Genomic DNA, 16,672 nt, shown 5'->3' with positions numbered 1-16,672 from the left:
CCGCCGCGCCCCCGGTACGGTCGGTCCGGTCCGGTCCGTCCGGCACGGTCACCCCGCCCGCCCGACCTCCTGGATGTGCACTCCATGACGGACATCGACGACACCACCGCCGGCCTCGTCGCCGAAGGCACCCGCGGTGACGGGCTCGACGCCCGGCTCGTCGTCGACCGCGGTTCCTTCCGCCTCGACATCGCCCTGCGGGCCGCGCCCGGAGACGTCGTGGCCCTGCTCGGGCCCAACGGCGCCGGAAAGACCACGGCCCTGCGCGCCCTCGCCGGTCTCGCCCCGCTCACCGGCGGCCATCTGCGACTGGACGGCGCCGCCCTCGACCGCACGGCCCCGGAGTCACGTCCCGTCGGCGTCGTCTTCCAGGACTATCTGCTCTTCCCGCACCTGTCCGCCCTGGACAACGTGGCCTTCGGCCCCCGCTGCCAGGGCGCGACCAAGGCCGAGGCCCGCGCCCGCGCCGCCGCCTGGCTGGACCGCATGGGCCTGGCCGAGCACGCGGGCGCCAAGCCGCGCCGGCTGTCCGGCGGCCAGGCCCAGCGGGTCGCCCTGGCCCGGGCCCTGGCCACCGGCCCCCGCCTGCTGCTCCTCGACGAGCCGCTGGCCGCCCTGGACGCCCGCACCCGGCTTCAGGTGCGCGCCCAGCTCCGCCGCCACCTCGCCGAGTTCGAGGCGGTCGCCGTCCTGGTGACCCACGACCCGCTGGACGCCATGGTGCTCGCCGACCGGCTCGTCGTGGTCGAGCACGGCCGCGTGGTCCAGGAAGGCTCCCCCACCGACATCGCCCGTCATCCGCGCACGGACTACATCGCACAGCTGGTCGGCCTCAATCTCTACCGGGGCCGGGCCGAGGGCCACACGGTACGGCTGGACGGCGGGCCCGCCGTCACCACGACCGAGGACCTGTCGGGCCCGGTCTTCGTGGCCTTCCCACCGGGCGCCGTCACCCTCCACCGGGACCGCCCCACCGGTACCAGCGCCCGCAACCTGTGGCGCTGCGAGGTGGCCGGCCTGGAGACCCACGGTGACCAGATCCGCGCCGACCTGACCGGCGAACTGCCGCTCGCGGCCGACCTCACCACGGTCGCCGCCGCGGAACTCGATCTGCGCCCGGGTGCCCCGGTGTGGGCGACCGTCAAGGCGACGCAGACCCACGCCTACCCGGCCTGAGGCAGCGGCTGCGGCTACGGTGGGGACCGCCAGGGGCTCGTGACCCCCAATACCCCCACATCATCTCCCCACATCCTGCGAGGCGTTCCCATGAGCCTGAGCATCCGCAACCAGCTCCCCGGCACCGTCACCGCCGTCACCCCGGGCGAGGTGATGGCCACCGTGAAGGTCCGCCTCACCGGCGGGCAGGACCTGATCGCCGCGATCACCCTGGAGGCCGCCCGGGACCTCGGTCTCGTCACGGGCTCCGCCGTGCGCGCCCTGGTGAAGTCGACGGAGGTCGCCCTGGCCACCGCCCCGGTCGAACGCGTCTCGATCCGCAACCAGCTGCCCGGCACGGTCACCGGCATCGCCGCCGGCGGCGCGATGGCCTCCGTGAAGATCGCGGTCGAGGGCGGCGAGCTGACCTCGGCCATCACCAGCGAATCCGTCACCGACCTGGGTCTGTCGGCGGGCTCCGCCGTCTTCGCCCTGATCAAGTCGACGGAGGTGTCGCTGGCGACGGCCTGAGGCCCCCGTGGTCCGAGGACGGCACGTCCGCCTTGCGACGGACATGCGTGAGGGTGCCCGCCGGAGGACCGGCGGGCACCCTCACGCGTTCGCCCGGCTCAGTCCTCGTACGCGTCCAGCGGCGGGCAGGAGCAGACCAGGTTCCGGTCGCCGAAGGCCTGGTCGATACGGCGGACCGGCGGCCAGTACTTGTCGGCGGCCGAGACACCCGCCGGGAAGACCGCCTCCTCACGGCTGTAGGGGTGCGCCCACTGCCCGCCGAGCGCGGCCGCGGTGTGCGGGGCGTTGCGCAGCGGGTTGTCGTCGGCGGGCCACGCGCCGGAGCCGACCTTCTCGATCTCCGCGCGGATCGCGATCATCGCCTCGCAGAACCGGTCCAGCTCGGTCAGGTCCTCCGACTCGGTCGGCTCGATCATCAGCGTGCCGGCCACCGGGAACGACATCGTCGGCGCGTGGAAGCCGTAGTCGATCAGCCGCTTGGCCACGTCGTCCACGCTCACGCCGGTCGCCTTGGTCAGCGGACGCAGATCGATGATGCACTCGTGCGCGACCAGCCCGCCGGGGCCGGTGTAGAGGACCGGGTAGTGGGGCTCCAGGCGCTTGGCGATGTAGTTGGCGGACAGCACGGCCACCTGCGTGGCCCGCCTCAGCCCTTCGCCGCCCATCAGCCGGACGTACGCCCAGGAGATGGGCAGGATCCCCGCGGAGCCCCACGGAGCGGCCGAGATCGGGCCGACGCCCGTCTCCGGACCGGCGGCGGGCTGCAGCGGATGGTTCGGCAGGTACGGCGCCAGGTGCGAGCGCACACCCACCGGACCCACCCCGGGACCACCGCCGCCGTGCGGGATGCAGAACGTCTTGTGCAGGTTGAGATGCGAGACGTCACCGCCGAAGTGGCCCGGCTTGGCGAGCCCGACCAGGGCGTTGAGATTGGCGCCGTCCACGTACACCTGGCCGCCCGCCTCGTGGACCTGGGCGCAGATGTCGGCGACGTGCTCCTCGAACACGCCGTGCGTGGACGGGTAGGTGATCATCAACACGGCCAGCTCGTCGCGGTGCTGCTCGATCTTCGCCCGCAGGTCCGCGACGTCGATCTCGCCGTCCTCGGCGGTCTTGACGACGACGACCCTCATCCCGGCCATCACGGCGCTCGCGGCGTTGGTGCCGTGCGCGGAGGACGGGATCAGGCACACGACGCGCCCCTCGTCACCGTTGGCGCGGTGGTAGCCCCGCACGGCCAGCAGACCGGCCAATTCGCCCTGCGAGCCCGCGTTGGGCTGGAGGGCGACCTTGTCGTACCCGGTGACCTCGGCGAGCCGGTCCTCCAGCTCGCGGATCAGCGTGAGGTAGCCCTGCGCCTGCTCGGCGGGCGCGAACGGGTGCAGCTGACCGAACTCGGGCCAGGTCACCGGCTCCATCTCGGTGGTCGCGTTGAGCTTCATCGTGCAGGAGCCCAGCGGGATCATGCCGCGGTCCAGCGCGTAGTCACGGTCGGCCAGCTTGCGCAGGTAGCGCAGCATCGCGGTCTCGGAGCGGTGCTGGTGGAAGACGGGATGGGTGAGGAACGCGTCGGCCCGCAGCAGCGCCTCGTCAAGCGCGTCATCGGAGGCCGCGTCCAGCGCCTCGATGTCGCCCCGCACGCCGAAGGCGGCCCACACGGCGCCGAGCCGGTCCCGGTCGGTCGTCTCGTCGCAGGCGATCGAGACGTGGTCGGGGTCGACCAGGCGCAGATTGACGCCGTTGTCGCGCGCGGCGGCGACGATCTGTGCGGCGCGGCCCTGCGCCCTGACCGTCAACGTGTCGAAGTAGGCGCCGTGGACGGTCTGGAACCCGCCGCCGGCCAGACCCGCCGCGAGCAGCGCGGCGTACCGGTGGGTGCGCCGGGCGATGGCCCGCAGCCCCTCGGGACCGTGGTAGACGGCGTACAGGCCGGCCATCACCGCGAGCAGCACCTGCGCGGTGCAGATGTTGCTGGTGGCCTTCTCACGCCGGATGTGCTGCTCACGGGTCTGCAGGGCGAGCCGGTACGCCTTGTGTCCGTCGGCGTCGACGGACACGCCGACGAGGCGGCCCGGCAGGCTGCGCGCGAACTTCTCACGCACGGCCATGTAGCCCGCGTGCGGCCCGCCGAAGCCCATCGGCACGCCGAAGCGCTGGGTCGTACCGACGGCGATGTCCGCACCCAGCTCGCCCGGCGACTTCAGCAGCGTGAGGGCGAGCAGGTCGGCGGCGACGGTGACGAGCGCACCGAGTTCATGGGCCCGCTCGACGACCGGAGCGATGTCGCGCACGGCTCCGGAGGCGCCGGGGTACTGGAGCAGTACGCCGTTGATCTCCCGCCCGGCGATCGCGGCCGGGATGCCCTCGCTGAGGTCGGCGACGACGACCTCCACGCCGGTGGGTTCGGCACGGGTCCGGATCACGGCGATGGTCTGCGGCAGCGTGTCCGCGTCGATCAGGAAGAGGCCCTTCTTGTTCTTGCCCATGCGCCGGGACAGGGCCATCGCCTCGGCCGCGGCCGTGCCCTCGTCGAGGAGGGAGGCACCGGAGGTGGGCAGTCCGGTGAGGTCGGCGACCATGGTCTGGAAGTTCAGCAGGGCTTCGAGCCGCCCCTGCGAGATCTCCGGCTGGTAGGGCGTGTAGGCCGTGTACCAGGCCGGGTTCTCCATGACGTTGCGCAGGATGACGGGCGGCGTGAAGGTGCCGTAGTAGCCGAGTCCGATCATCGACCCGAGGACCTGGTTGCGGTCGGCGAGGGAGCGCAGCTCCGTCAGCACCTCCGCCTCGGTGCGCGCGCCCGGCAGGTCGAGCCCGTCGGCGTTCTTGATCACATCCGGTACGGCGGCAGCGGTCAGCTCATCGAGCGAGCCGTAGCCGACCTGCGCGAGCATCTTGGCCCGCGCCTCCTGGTCGGGCCCGATGTGCCGCTGCTCGAAGGGGATGCCCTGTTCGAGCTCGGAGAGCGGAGTGCGATGGGCGGTCATTGCGGAGGCCTCCTGGTCTGACGCGACCTTCGAGGGGCGCCCCGGCGCGGGCACCCCGACGGCCTCCCCCTCTGTCATCTCGACCTGAGAGCTTCACCGCGTCACCCGAAGGTGGGCGGCTTTCCCCGTCGGTGAGAGCGGGAGCCGTCGACACCCGCCCTGCTTTCCAGAGTGACCTCGTCCATGCGGTACGTGAGCCTGAGAGATTCCGGGGAGGATTTGCTCCTTCGGCGCCTCCGGTGGTGTCCGGAGGACTCTCCCGCACGGGATCAGCAGCCGCTTGCCAGCGTACCAGCGAGGTCAGCGACGGGGCTTCGAGTGGCCGCCTCCTCGAATCTGCTCTTTTGTAGTGCTTACGGATGAGTTGCGACCATGAGGAGGGCCCGTGCAGACCGACATCGATCCGCGCAACCTGATCGGCCGCAAGGCGTTCGACCGCCACGGGACCAAGATCGGAACCATTGACGAGGTCTATCTCGACGATGCCACGGGCGTGCCGGAGTGGGCGGCCATACGGACGGGCCTGTTCTCCAGGGACGCCTTCGTCCCCCTTGAGCCCAGTGAGCTGGTCGAGGGCACCCTGCGCGTCCCCTTCGACCGCGCCCTCATCAAGGACGCCCCCGACTTCGGCGTGGGCCGCCATCTCTCCCCCGAGCAGGAACTCCAGCTCTACCACCACTACGGCCTGGACGTGGCCGCACCGCCGCCCCCGCACCCGGACCACGACTTCGGCAACCTGGCAGGCCACGACGAACCCTGACGCCCCCTGTACGGCCCAACGCCTCCCATCCCATGCCCACCGGGCTCACCCCACCACACCGAAACCCCCGAGACCCGCCACACCACAGACCGCCCCCTTCATGTCTCCCCGCCAGCCCCGAGAACACCACCGCACATCCGCCCCCCACCAACCCGCCGAGAACACCTCCCCCTCCCCACACCCCCATGGCCCAGGTCGGCCAACCCGCACACAGCCCACAAGACCCACCGCCGACCACTCCCCCGGCACGCCCCCTAACACCACCGCACATCCCCGCCCCACCACACCAACCCGCCGAGAACACCTCCCGCACCCCCGTGACCCAGGTCGGCCAACCCGCACCCGCCAGCGCCCGCGCCCGCCCGCACACAGCCCGCACGGCCCGCCGCCCCTGCCGGCATCCGCCCCATGCCTGCGCCGCCCGACGCCTCAACGACCCGACGCCCGACCCTCCCCGCCTCCGCCTCCGCCTCCGCCTCCGCCTCCGCAGGGTCCTCCCGACACCGGCACCCCGCCCCCATCGCATCGCAGCACCTCGGCCCCCTTATGACCGCCGAGCACCCCCGCGAGGACAGCCGCAGGAGCATGGCCCCCACGGCGCCACCGGCGAAATCCACCCGCGCTCGGCCCCGCCCAGAGCCCCCGTCTCAGCCGCTGCCTCGCACCACCGCCTGACCACCACCACCCGGTCCCCCGACCGGTCCGCCCTCACTTCCCCGCGCTTCCCCGGGCACCAGCGGCAGCGGATCCGCCGGCTCCAGGCCTGGATCGTCGACCCGGAACGTCCGCACCCGCCCCGGCTCGGACCCGGGTGTCTCGAATCGCACCGTGACCCGCCCCAGGCCGCTGCCCTGCACCCAACCGTGCCCGTGGTCGGCGTGCCGCACGTCGTGCCCCGCGGGCCAGTGCCGCTCGGCGACCGACGGCCGCTCCTCGACGGACTCGGCCACGCTCTCCTCCGGCACCGCCTCGGCCAGTTCCCCCGCCGCCTGCGCGAACAGGTCCTCCTGCGTGTAGTCGGCGAGCCCGGAGACGCCGACCCCGAGCAGCCGCACCCCGCCCGTCGTGTCCACGGAGTCCAGCAGCCGGGCCGCCGCCTCCCGCACCACCGCGGGATCGTCCGTGGGCCCCCGCAGCGTCTCCGACCGGGTCAGCGTGGAGAAGTCGTACCGCCGCACCTTCAGCACGATGGTCCGCCCGGACAGTCCCGCCCCGCGCAGCCGCCGCACACACCGGTCGGCCAGCCGCTGCACCTCCAGACCGACCCGGACCCGATCGTGGATGTCCACGTCGTAGGTGTCCTCGACGGACACCGACTTGGTCTCCCGCTCGGCCACCACGGGGCGCTCGTCGCGCGCCAGCGCCATCGCGTACAACGAGTGCCCATGGGCCTTGCCCAGCAGCCGCACCAACTCGTCCTCGCCCGCCTCGGCGATCTCCTCGACCGTGGCGATCCCCGCCCGCCGCAGATGGTCACCGGTCGCCGGCCCCACCCCCGGCAGGGTCCGCACCGACATGGGGCCGAGCAGGACGCGTTCCGTGCCCGGTTCGATCAGTACCAGACCGTCCGGCTTGGCCTGCTCGGAGGCGATCTTCGCGAGCATCTTGGACGCGGCGAGCCCGACCGAGCCGGTGAGCCCGGTGACGGCCCGTATGTCCGCGCGCAGCTTCGCCCCGGCCAGCCGCGCCGACCCCTCGTCCCAGGCCGTTCCGCCGGCCTCCAGGTCCACGAACGCCTCGTCCAGGCTCAGCGGCTCCACCAGCGGTGACAGCTCCCCGAGCAGCTGCATCACCTGCTCGCTGATCGAGCGGTACAGCCCGAAGCGCGGCATGAGGTAGGCGGCGTTGGGGGCCAGTCGGCGCGCCTGCGCCATGGGCATCGCCGAGTGGACCCCGAAGACCCGAGCCTCGTACGAGGCGGTGGCGACCACCCCGCGCGGCCCGAGCCCGCCCACGATGACGGCCTTACCGCGCAGACTCGGCTTGGACGCCTGCTCCACCGAGGCGAAGAAGGCATCCATGTCGAGATGCAGGATCGTGGGCGTGTTCCTCACATCTCCGATGCTGCACCACGCCACTGACAATGCCCCGCCACCGGACGGCGACACGGCCCAGGAGCAAGCCAGGATCGCGACGGACGCCCCTAAGACCGCAGACGCGCCGCGCAAACCGGCAGCAGGCCGCAGCGCACCACACAAACCGGCAGGGGCCCGGGGAGCGCCCGGCAGACCGGCAGCAGGCCGCAGGGTGCGCCGCCCAGACCGGCCGAGAGCCCCAGACGCACCACCGAACCGGCATCAGGCCCCAGACGCGCCGCTCAGACCGCCCGATTGCGCCGGCGCGCCAGCTCGTCCGCGGGGTTGGGCCCGACCAGCGTCTCCCCGGTGTCGATGCGCTCGCCGTGGAGCTGGGAAAGGGCGCTTTCCACGTCCCGCCAGACCACTCCCACGGCAATGCCGAAGATGCCCTGCCCGCCCTGAAGCAACGCATGCACCTCGTCGGGCGAGGTGCACTCGTAGACCGTGGCGCCGTCGCTCATCAGCGTCATGCGCTCCAGGTCGCGGAAACCGCGTTCCCTGAGGTGCTGGACGGCGCTACGGATGTTCTGCAGCGACACACCGGTGTCCAGGAACCGCTTGACGATCTTGAGGACGACGACGTCCCGGAAGCTGTACAGCCGCTGCGTTCCCGACCCGTAGGCGGGCCGCACACTGGGCTCGACGAGGCCCGTGCGGGCCCAGTAGTCCAGTTGCCGATAAGTGATGCCGGCCGCCGCACAGGCCGTAGGCCCCCGGTAACCGATCTGCTCCGACGTCATGGACACCGCCCCTCCGCCGCCGGGCACGGCCGCGGGCCGCTGCGGGGCGTGCTCGGCCGCACCGCTGCCGGAATGGGGAAACCCCCCGCTGGGGCGGAGCCGAGCGCTTGAGGAAGGGTACGGACCGCTCCCCCCGAAACCGCGTCCGGGGGCACCCCCAGCCGTACCGTCGCCGCTGCTTCTCACGCCGACCTCCGTCCTTGACCTGCCTTCACGACGGTAGGCAGTCACCAGGAGTGCGTCAACGATCGCCACACTCGCCACGCCGAGTGATAATCACCCTAAGAGTGGTTTCCCGTGCCCCACCGCGGGGAAAGGCTAGCCGAATGCGCTCGCGGGGAGCCGCAGGACGCTCTCAAAGGCCACCGGCATTTGCCCGACCCAGGCCCCGTCCCGGGGCCGTCCACCAGCACCAGCCCGGCGCGACCCTTGGTCCGCCGGGCCGGTCCGCCGGACTCACTGGCTGCTGGTGCCGAAGTCCTCGGGCGAGATCTGGTCGAGGAACTCGCGGAACTTCTCCACTTCGTCCTCCTGCTCGTCCGGAATGGCGATGCCTGCGTCATCGAGCACCGTGTCACTGCCGTAGATCGGCGTTCCGGTGCGCAGTGCCAGCGCTATGGCATCGGACGGGCGGGCGCTGACCTCGACCCCGCTGGCGAACACCAGCTCCGCGTAGAAGACGCCCTCACGCAGGTCCGTGATGCGTACTTCGGTGAGCTCCTGACCGACGGCTTCCAGCACGTCCTTGAACAGGTCGTGGGTCAGCGGCCGTGCGGGAGCCATCCCCTGCTGGGCGAAGGCGATCGCGGTCGCCTCCCCCGGCCCGATCCAGATGGGGAGGTACCGGTCGCCGCCCACTTCACGCAGGAGCACGATCGGTTGGTTGGAGGGCATCTCGACCCGGACACCTACGACATCGAGCTCGTTCACACAGCAACCCTAGGCCGTGCCCGGGACGTTTGGGTAGTCGGGCAGGGAACGGGTGCGCGATCCGGCCCACGGAGCACCGGCGCCGCTCACGGCAGCCGCACGCCCAGCGCGGTCTTCACCAGCGCCGCGTGCAGCCTCACGGTGAGCGCCGCCAGCTCCTTCGTACGGGCCTCCGCATGGGCCCTGGTCTGCGGGTTGCGGTGACGCCTGAGCGGGGCCACCACCTGGTCGACGAGGCCCGCCTCGCGGTCGGCGGCGGCCTTCATCACCCGAAGGTGGCGCGGCTCGATCCCGAATCGCCCCAACTCGGCCACAAGGGAGGCCACGGTCACCGCCTCCGCGTCGTAGACCCCGTCCTCCAAGGGGGCAAGAAGTCCGTACGACTCCCATTCCTGGAGGTCGCTCTCGTCGATCTCGGCGGCCGCGAGCAGCTCCGCCCGCCCGATCCGGGCCGCCGTGCGGCCCTCGACGGGCTCCAGAGGATCCTCGGCGTCCCCCTGCCGGCCCATGACCGGCAGCTGGACCGCCTCGCCCCGCTCCACCGCGTCGAGGTGCTCCCGGATCACCTTGAGCGGCAGATAGTGATCCCGCTGCATCCGCAGGACGTGGCCCAGTCGCTCGACGTCGCCGACGCTGAACTTGCGGTACCCCGACGGGGTCCGCTGCGGCTCGACGAGGCCCTCCGACTCCAGGAACCGGATCTTGGAGACGGTGACCTCGGGGAATTCCTCGCGCAGCACGGTCAGCACAGCGCCGATGCTCATCAGCCCACTGTCCCTGGCAGCGGTACCGTGTCCGGCGCCGCCGCGCGGTGTTTGAAGCATGGACCTTCCCTGGAGTCCCCCCGGACGATGTCCGGGGGGCTGGTCAGATGCCGTGCCGGCTCGCGTAGAAGACCAGCCGGTACTTGCCGATCTGCACCTCGTCACCGTTCGACAGAGCGACCTGGTCGATCCGCTCGCGGTTGACGTAGGTGCCGTTCAGACTGCCCACGTCGGCCACCGTGAACGAACCGTCGGGAGAACGCCGGAACTCCACATGACGACGCGAGACCGTCACGTCGTCCAGGAAGATGTCGCTCTGCGGATGACGGCCCGCCGTGGTCAGGTCCCCGTCCAGCAGGAAGCGACTGCCCGAGTTCGGGCCGCGGCGGACCACCAGGAGCGCAGAGCCGAGCGGCAGCGCGTCGACGGCGGCCTGCGCCTCGGGAGAGAGCGCCGGCAACTGCGTCTGGCCGGTGGTCTCGGCGTCGTACGCCTCAAGACCGGAGATGGAGATCGTGGACGTCGTCTCCGACGGCCGCTCGGCGGCGGCGCCGGCACGCAGCGGCGCACCACAGTTGGAACAGAACCGGGCGTTCTCCGCGTTGCGGTTACCGCACCTCGTACACACCAGGACCGACATGGACGGATCCTCCTGCCGCGGCTGCCCCCCGGGGGCATTGGACGCATACGGGCCGGGGGTAAACCCTCCACCCGCACTTGAGGTTGACGGTTGCCCGAAACCTATGCCGCTGGACTGGGCAGGGTCAACAGACGGCGCGCCCTGACCTCCGGAAATGTCGCCGCCCGGGCCACCCAGCTGGTCCCGGAACAGCGGGCGCTGGCCCTCTGCGTCAGGCTGTGCGCGATGGCGGGCGGTCGCGTTGCCGCTGCCCTCTCGCGCGCTCTTGCCGAACAACTTCGCAAACAACTTCACGGGCGATTCCCCTTGACCGAAACAGACCCGCCCGTGGGGCAGGACGAACCCTGATTCCATACACCGGTCGACCCGGACATCCTCACAACGTCCGTATCCACCAGACAGTTTCCACCACGCACCACCCCTTCGGTGCGCCGACCCCCCGCAACCTCATGCCCCTGCCGGACCTCTGCCATGCACTCCCGATTCACTGGGAGGACGACCGAGCGTAGTCAGGCTGCTTCGCCGGTCGCAAGGCGTCAACAATGATCTTGTCCGACCGCTCGATGGTCACGGTGGCCTGCTCCTTCTCCAGAGTCTGCACCACGCCTCCCGGAATGTTGAGCGCCGGCTCAAGGTCCTGCGACTTGCCGATGACCTTGAAACGATAAGGGGCGTTGATCTTGTTCCCGTCGACGCTCACGCTGTTGCCGGAGTCGGTGAGATACGTGCCGGCGACGATCCGTACGCCGTTGACCTGGATCGCCTCCGCGCCGGCCGCACGCAGCTCCTGGATCGCGTCGAGCAGCATGTCCGCCTTGACCGTTCCCTTCGTGTCGTCGATCGTCATCGTGATGCCGGGGCCCTGCGCCGCCACGGTGCCCGCCAGAATGCCGAGTTGCCGCTCCTTCTCGGCCGTCTGCCTGCGTGCCTCCTGCGCCTGATCCGAGCTGTTCTCCAGTTCCTGACGCTGCTGTTCGAGTCCCGTCTTCTCGTCCTCAAGACGTTGCGTACGGTTGTCGAGTTCATCGAGGATGCGCACGAGATCTTCCTGGCGGGCGCCGCGCAGCGCGCTGTCGCTGTCGCTGTTCGACGCCACCTGCACGGCCAGCCCGAAGCCGAGGCCGAACAGCAGCAGGGCGACGATGAGTTGCGCCCGCGAGAGGCGCGGCGGCCACAGTCCGTTGACCAGCCGCTGGCGGCCGGTCAGCTCCTGCTCGGGCTTTTCGGCCTGAGGCTGCGGCACGGGGCCCGGCGCGGGCACCTCGTCGGGCAGTTCCCTGCGCAGCCTGTTCTCCGCCTGCCCGTCCTGCTCGTCCTGCTTGCTCATCGGCCTCACGCCCGGAACACATGCCGCCGGATGGCCGCGGCATTGGAGAAGATACGGATACCGAGGACCACGACGACACCCGTGGACAGCTGTGCGCCCACGCCCAACTTGTCGCCCAGGAACACGATCAGGGCGGCCACGACCACGTTCGACAGGAACGAGACCACGAACACCTTGTCGTCGAAGATTCCGTCCAGCATGGCCCGCAGACCGCCGAAGACGGCGTCGAGCGCCGCGACCACGGCAATCGGCAGATACGGCTCGACGACCGCCGGAACCTCGGGACGAACCAACAGCCCGGCCACGACTCCCACGACGAGGCCCAGTACGGCGATCACGATGTGCCCTTCCCAGTGTTCGGCTGTGCTGTACGTACGATCACACTCGGTGCGGCGGGCAGCCGAAGGTCGCTCTCCACGGAGATGTCGGCCCGAATGCCGTAACTGTCCTCAAGGGCATGCAGATACAGTCCGTCGGCGCCGTCCTGGAAACCGGTGCTGAGCTGGTCCCCGTCACCCACCGCCAGCACCGTGTAGGGCGGCACCAGCGGCTTGTTGTCGACCAGTATCGCGTCGCCCGCGGCCCTGATCGCGGACAGGGCGGTCAGCCGCTGCCCGTTGATGGAGACGGCCTCCGCGCCGGCCGCCCACAGCCCGTTGACCACGCGCTGCATGTCACGGTCGCGCACCCGGCCAGTGTCGGAGAATCCGGAGGTCGTGCGCGGGTTGCCGTCGCCGCCTGTGGTGGCGTCCTTCGCGTCGTTCACGACGAGCTTCACTCCGGGACCGTGCACCGCCATGGCGCCCGAAAGGACTCCCACCAGATCGGCCTGCTCGCTGCCGCCGCTCTGCCGCAGGGCGGCCCGCTGGCGGGCGCTCACGTCGTCCCGCAGCTTGTCGACGCTGCCCTCCAGCCGGTCCGCCGTCTCGGTCTCCCGGTCGATGCGGTCCAGCAGCTCCTGCCGTTCCTTGGCGACGACGGGCGCCGCCACGCGGGCCTGGGCCGCTCCGACGGTCACGACGAGCGCGGCGAGCACCAGGCCGCCGGCGAGACCGAGCTTCGCCCGGAGCGTCTTCGGCAGGCCCCCCTCGCCCTGGGTCTTCCTGCGGGCGGCGGCCTCGGCATACCCGTCGTCGAGGCTGTGATCCATGACGTTGGTGATCAACGACATGGAGGCGTCGGGGCGCGCGGGCCGCGAGGCCGGTGTGCTCCGAACGGGGGGATGCTGCGGCATGCCGCACATCGTCGCACGTCGCGAGCAGTACCTCCGAATGGCCCCACCGGCGTGCCGGACAGGCCTCCCTTGGGGACACATGTCCGGCACGCGCGCGTGCGGCGGGTTTCAGCGTCCGGCGCTGTCCACGACGGCCGACCACTCGTCGAGCAGGGCCTGGGCGGATTCGTCGTCCGGTCCCTCCGCCCACAGATGAGTGACCGCCTCCGCCGGGTCGGGCAGGACCATCACCCATCGACCGTCCGGCTCCACGACCCGCACACCGTCCGTGGTGTCGACGAACCGGTCTCCGGCCTCCTCGACGACCCGCCGCATCACCAGCCCCTTGACGGCCCACGGAGTGGCCAGATCACGCTTGAGGACATGCGCCCGCGGAATCCGCGCGTCGATCTGGCTGAGCGTGAGCTGTGTCCGGGCCACCAGTCCGATCAGCCGTACGAAGGCCGCCGTACCGTCGTAGACGCCGCTGAACTCCGGGACGATGAACCCGCCCTTGCCGTCTCCCCCGAAGATCGTCCCTTCCTCGCGTCCCACGCGCGTGAGGTCGTCGGGAGACGTCGTGGTCCACTCCACCTGGGTGCCGTGGTACGCGGCCACCTGCTCCGCGACCCGCGTCGTGGTCACCGGCAGCGCGACACGGCCGCTGCGCCGCTCCGCGGCCACGAGATCGAGCATCACGAGCAGCGCCCGGTCGTCCTCGATGATGCGGCCCTTCTCGTCGACGAGGGACAGCCGCTCGCCCACCGGGTCGAACCGCACGCCGAACGCCGCCCCGGAGGACGCGACGATCTCACCGAGCCGCACCAGCCCCGCCCGGCGCATGTCGCCGGTCTCCGTCGGCCGCGCCTCGTCCAGGCCGGGATTGACGGTCAAGGAGTCCACACGGAGCTTGCCGAGCAGACTGGGCAGGACGAGCCCCGCACTGCCGTTGGAGGCGTCCACGACGACCTTGAGCCCCGACTCGGCGATCCCGGTGGTGTCGATGTTCCGCAGCAGCGACCCGGTGTACGAGTCGAAGACGCTGGCCGGGAAGTGCAGGTCGCCGATCTCCCCGGGGAACGCCCGCCGGTACTCCTGCCGGGCGAACACCCGGTCCAGCTTGCGCTGGCTGGCCTGGGAGAGGTCGGCGCCCTGTCCGTCGAAGAACATGATGTCCACCGAGTCCGGCACCCCCGGCGAGGTCCGGATCATGATCCCGCCGGCGCTGCCCCGCGCGGTCTGCTGCCGGGCCACCGGCAGCGGCACGTTCTCCAGGTCCCGTACGTCGATGGCACTGGCCTGGAGCGCGGAGATGACCGCACGCTTCAGGGCACGCGCGCCACGCGAATGGTCACGGGCCGTCGTGACGGTCGTCCCCTTCTTGAGGGTGGTCGCATAGGCGCCGGCCAGCCGCACGGCGAGCTCCGGTGTGATCTCCACGTTCAGGATCCCGCTCACGCCCCGTGCGCCGAAGAGGTGTGCCTGACCGCGGGACTCCCAGATCACCGAGGTGTTGACGAACGCACCGGCCTCGATCGTCTTGAACGGATAGACCCGCACATTGCCCTGAACGATCGATTCTTCACCGATCAGGCACTCATCGCCGATGACCGCGCCGTCCTCGATCCTGGCCGCGCGCATGATGTCGGTGTTCTTCCCGACGACACAACCCCGCAGATTGCTGTGCTGTCCGACGTACACGTTGTCGTGCACCACGGCCCGGTGCAGGAACGCCCCGCTCTTCACGACGACATTGGACCCGACGACGGTGTGTTCCCGGATCTCGGTACCGGCCTCCACCTTGGCGTAGTCGCCGATGTAGAGCGGCCCGCGCAGCACGGCGTCCGCGTGCACCTCGGCGCCCTCGGCCACCCACACGCCCGGGGAGATCTCGAATCCGTCGATGTCCACGTCGACCTTGCCCTCAAGGACGTCGGCCTGCGCCTTCACATACGACTCGTGTGTACCGACGTCCTCCCAGTAGCCCTCGGCGACATAGCCGTAGACCGGCTTGCCCTCCTTCATGAGCTGGGGGAAGACATCACCGGACCAGTCGACGGGAACGTCCGGCTCGACATAGTCGAAGACCTCGGGCTCCATCACGTAGATGCCCGTGTTCACGGTGTCGGAGAAGACCTGCCCCCAGGTCGGTTTCTCCAGGAAGCGCTCGACCTTGCCCTCTTCGTCGACGATGGTGATGCCGAACTCCAGAGGATTGGGCACCCGCGTCAGACACACCGTGACGAGGGCGCCCTTTTCCTTGTGAAAATTGATCAGGTCGGTGAGGTCGAAGTCGGTCAGCGCGTCGCCGGAGATGACGAGGAAGGCATCGTCCTTCAACGCCTCTTCGGCGTTCTTGACGCTTCCGGCGGTACCGAGTGGCTTCTCCTCATTGGCATAGGTCAGCTCCATTCCGAGCTCTTCGCCGTCACCGAAGTAGTTCTTGACGAGCGAGGCCAAGAACTGCACGGTGACAACGGTCTCGGTGAGCCCATGCCTTTTGAGCAGCCTCAGGACGTGCTCCATGATCGGGCGGTTCGCCACGGGCAGGAGCGGCTTGGGCATGCTTGAGGTCATCGGGCGAAGGCGTGTGCCTTCACCACCGGCCATCACGACGGCCTTCATGTCGGAAGCGTCCTCCTCCAAGAGACGACGGTCTAGCCGACTTCACCCGTCCAGATTGTCCCGCACTTTTCCGCCGAGGGCCATCGAGCCGCTGCGTCCGGACAATCGCCGAGTTCAATCGGCCATGGTGTCCGCACGGATCAGTCGGCGGACCTGCACTACATAGAGCACTCCTGCCCACCAGTACAGCGTCGTACCCCATCCGGCGAACGCCCATCCGAAAATAGCAGCGAGTGACGAGATCCAGCCGGTTCCGTCACTGAGCAGGAGCAGCGGGAAGGCGTACATGAGATTGAAGGTCGCGGCCTTGCCCAGGAAGTTCACCTGCGGCGGCGGGTAGCCGTGACGTCTGAGGATGCCCACCATCACCAGGAGGACCGCTTCTCTTGCCAGGAGTACGGCCGTCAGCCAGAGCGGCAGGATCTCGCGCCAGGTGAGGCCGACCAGCGTCGAGAGAATGTAGAGCCGGTCGGCGGCCGGGTCCAGGAGCCGGCCGAGGCTGCTGATCTGGTTCCAGCGCCGGGCGAGCTTGCCGTCCAGGTAGTCACTGATCCCGCTCAGCGCGAGCACCAACAGCGCCCAGCCGTCGCTCTTGGGGCCTCCGAACTCGGGCCTGAGGATCAACCACAGGAAGAGCGGTACGCCGACGAGACGCGCCATGCTGAGGATGTTCGGGATGGTGAGGACCCGGTCCGTCTGAACTCGGGTCTCCTGGACCTCCACCCGGGGGCCTCCTGTGGGAAACGAACCAACGATGCTCCCTGACCCTACCTCAACGCAAAAAAGCTCCGGCTCTTGGGCTGTATGCCCAAGAGCCGGAGCTTTAAAGGTAGTTCGGCGGTGTCCTACTCTCCCACAGGGTCCCCCCTGCAGTACCATCGGCGCTGTAAGGCTTAGCTTCCGGGTTCGGAATGTAACCGGGCGT

General features: G+C 70.2%; 14 protein-coding genes, 1 rRNA gene and 1 riboswitch. Of the genes, 3 read left to right on the top strand and 12 right to left on the bottom strand.

Going from position 1 to position 16,672, the window contains the following annotated elements; all coding sequences use genetic code 11:
• The first annotated feature begins 84 nt into the window (after window positions 1–84).
• Window positions 85–1,176 carry an ABC transporter ATP-binding protein gene (locus ACFYTE_RS39755; protein ID WP_388721723.1) on the top strand — a complete coding sequence of 364 codons (1,092 nt, stop codon included), beginning with the start codon at window positions 85–87 and terminating at the stop codon, window positions 1,174–1,176.
• Window positions 1,177–1,266: 90 nt separating this feature from the next.
• Window positions 1,267–1,686 (top strand): molybdopterin-binding protein, encoded by a 420-nt coding sequence (locus tag ACFYTE_RS39750; RefSeq protein ID WP_388721721.1) that lies wholly within the window; start codon window positions 1,267–1,269, stop codon window positions 1,684–1,686.
• 98 nt (window positions 1,687–1,784) lie between these two features.
• Here the strand turns inward: ACFYTE_RS39750 and gcvP are convergent, their stop codons facing one another.
• Entirely contained in the window at window positions 1,785–4,670 is a 2,886-nt protein-coding gene (gcvP, locus tag ACFYTE_RS39745) for an aminomethyl-transferring glycine dehydrogenase (RefSeq protein ID WP_388721719.1), read from the bottom strand.
• A 176-nt stretch (window positions 4,671–4,846) separates the two neighbouring features.
• Window positions 4,847–4,942: riboswitch (glycine riboswitch) on the bottom strand.
• 113 nt (window positions 4,943–5,055) lie between these two features.
• On the opposite strand from gcvP, the gene ACFYTE_RS39740 reads away from it, so the two are divergent.
• Window positions 5,056–5,430, top strand: a complete 375-nt coding sequence (locus tag ACFYTE_RS39740) for a PRC-barrel domain-containing protein (protein WP_388721717.1) — start codon at window positions 5,056–5,058, stop codon at window positions 5,428–5,430.
• Window positions 5,431–6,077: 647 nt separating this feature from the next.
• Here the strand turns inward: ACFYTE_RS39740 and ACFYTE_RS39735 are convergent.
• The 11 genes from ACFYTE_RS39735 to rrf form a co-directional block, all read right to left on the bottom strand.
• Window positions 6,078–7,484 (bottom strand): DNA polymerase IV, encoded by a 1,407-nt coding sequence (locus ACFYTE_RS39735; protein WP_388721715.1) that lies wholly within the window; start codon window positions 7,482–7,484, stop codon window positions 6,078–6,080.
• A gap of 263 nt (window positions 7,485–7,747) precedes the next feature.
• Window positions 7,748–8,434: a MerR family transcriptional regulator gene (locus tag ACFYTE_RS39730; protein ID WP_388721713.1), complete on the bottom strand. Its 687-nt coding sequence runs from the start codon at window positions 8,432–8,434 to the stop codon at window positions 7,748–7,750.
• 270 nt (window positions 8,435–8,704) lie between these two features.
• On the bottom strand, window positions 8,705–9,178 hold the full coding sequence (locus ACFYTE_RS39725) for a bifunctional nuclease family protein (protein WP_026253112.1): 474 nt from the start codon (window positions 9,176–9,178) through the stop codon (window positions 8,705–8,707).
• A gap of 86 nt (window positions 9,179–9,264) precedes the next feature.
• Entirely contained in the window at window positions 9,265–10,002 is a 738-nt protein-coding gene (locus ACFYTE_RS39720) for a MerR family transcriptional regulator (protein WP_388721710.1), read from the bottom strand.
• A gap of 43 nt (window positions 10,003–10,045) precedes the next feature.
• Window positions 10,046–10,936, bottom strand: a complete 891-nt coding sequence (locus ACFYTE_RS39715) for an FHA domain-containing protein (RefSeq protein ID WP_388721708.1) — start codon at window positions 10,934–10,936, stop codon at window positions 10,046–10,048.
• A 130-nt stretch (window positions 10,937–11,066) separates the two neighbouring features.
• Window positions 11,067–11,909 (bottom strand): DUF881 domain-containing protein, encoded by an 843-nt coding sequence (locus tag ACFYTE_RS39710; protein WP_388721706.1) that lies wholly within the window; start codon window positions 11,907–11,909, stop codon window positions 11,067–11,069.
• A gap of 5 nt (window positions 11,910–11,914) precedes the next feature.
• Window positions 11,915–12,247 carry a small basic family protein gene (locus ACFYTE_RS39705; RefSeq protein WP_003988855.1) on the bottom strand — a complete coding sequence of 111 codons (333 nt, stop codon included), beginning with the start codon at window positions 12,245–12,247 and terminating at the stop codon, window positions 11,915–11,917.
• Window positions 12,244–13,152, bottom strand: coding sequence for a DUF881 domain-containing protein (locus tag ACFYTE_RS39700; protein ID WP_388721704.1), 909 nt, complete (start codon window positions 13,150–13,152; stop codon window positions 12,244–12,246). The genes ACFYTE_RS39705 and ACFYTE_RS39700 overlap by 4 nt, the downstream gene beginning before the upstream one ends.
• Window positions 13,153–13,251: 99 nt before the next feature.
• Window positions 13,252–15,747 carry a sugar phosphate nucleotidyltransferase gene (locus ACFYTE_RS39695; RefSeq protein ID WP_388721762.1) on the bottom strand — a complete coding sequence of 832 codons (2,496 nt, stop codon included), beginning with the start codon at window positions 15,745–15,747 and terminating at the stop codon, window positions 13,252–13,254.
• Window positions 15,748–15,861: 114 nt separating this feature from the next.
• A complete protein-coding gene (locus tag ACFYTE_RS39690) occupies window positions 15,862–16,470 on the bottom strand; it encodes a CDP-alcohol phosphatidyltransferase family protein (RefSeq protein ID WP_388721702.1) in 609 nt (202 codons plus the stop codon).
• A gap of 109 nt (window positions 16,471–16,579) precedes the next feature.
• Window positions 16,580–16,672 (bottom strand): 5S ribosomal RNA (gene rrf, locus ACFYTE_RS39685); the annotation flags it as partial.

This window comes from Streptomyces sp. NPDC004629, assembly GCF_042873595.1.
Classification (GTDB): domain Bacteria; phylum Actinomycetota; class Actinomycetes; order Streptomycetales; family Streptomycetaceae; genus Streptomyces.
This window is presented reverse-complemented; position numbering and strand designations above follow the sequence as displayed.

Bases quoted from the DNA above. Each gene is read 5' to 3' on its own strand.
- ACFYTE_RS39700 (WP_388721704.1), bottom strand. From the start codon at position 13,152: ATGTGCGGCATGCCGCAGCATCCCCCCGTTCGGAGCACACCGGCCTCG.
- ACFYTE_RS39695 (WP_388721762.1), bottom strand. From the start codon at position 15,747: ATGAAGGCCGTCGTGATGGCCGGTGGTGAAGGCACACGCCTTCGCCCG.
- ACFYTE_RS39720 (WP_388721710.1), bottom strand. From the start codon at position 10,002: ATGCTTCAAACACCGCGCGGCGGCGCCGGACACGGTACCGCTGCCAGG.
- ACFYTE_RS39715 (WP_388721708.1), bottom strand. From the start codon at position 10,936: ATGGAATCAGGGTTCGTCCTGCCCCACGGGCGGGTCTGTTTCGGTCAA.
- ACFYTE_RS39750 (WP_388721721.1), top strand. From the start codon at position 1,267: ATGAGCCTGAGCATCCGCAACCAGCTCCCCGGCACCGTCACCGCCGTC.
- gcvP (WP_388721719.1), bottom strand. From the start codon at position 4,670: ATGACCGCCCATCGCACTCCGCTCTCCGAGCTCGAACAGGGCATCCCC.
- ACFYTE_RS39710 (WP_388721706.1), bottom strand. From the start codon at position 11,909: ATGAGCAAGCAGGACGAGCAGGACGGGCAGGCGGAGAACAGGCTGCGC.
- ACFYTE_RS39755 (WP_388721723.1), top strand. From the start codon at position 85: ATGACGGACATCGACGACACCACCGCCGGCCTCGTCGCCGAAGGCACC.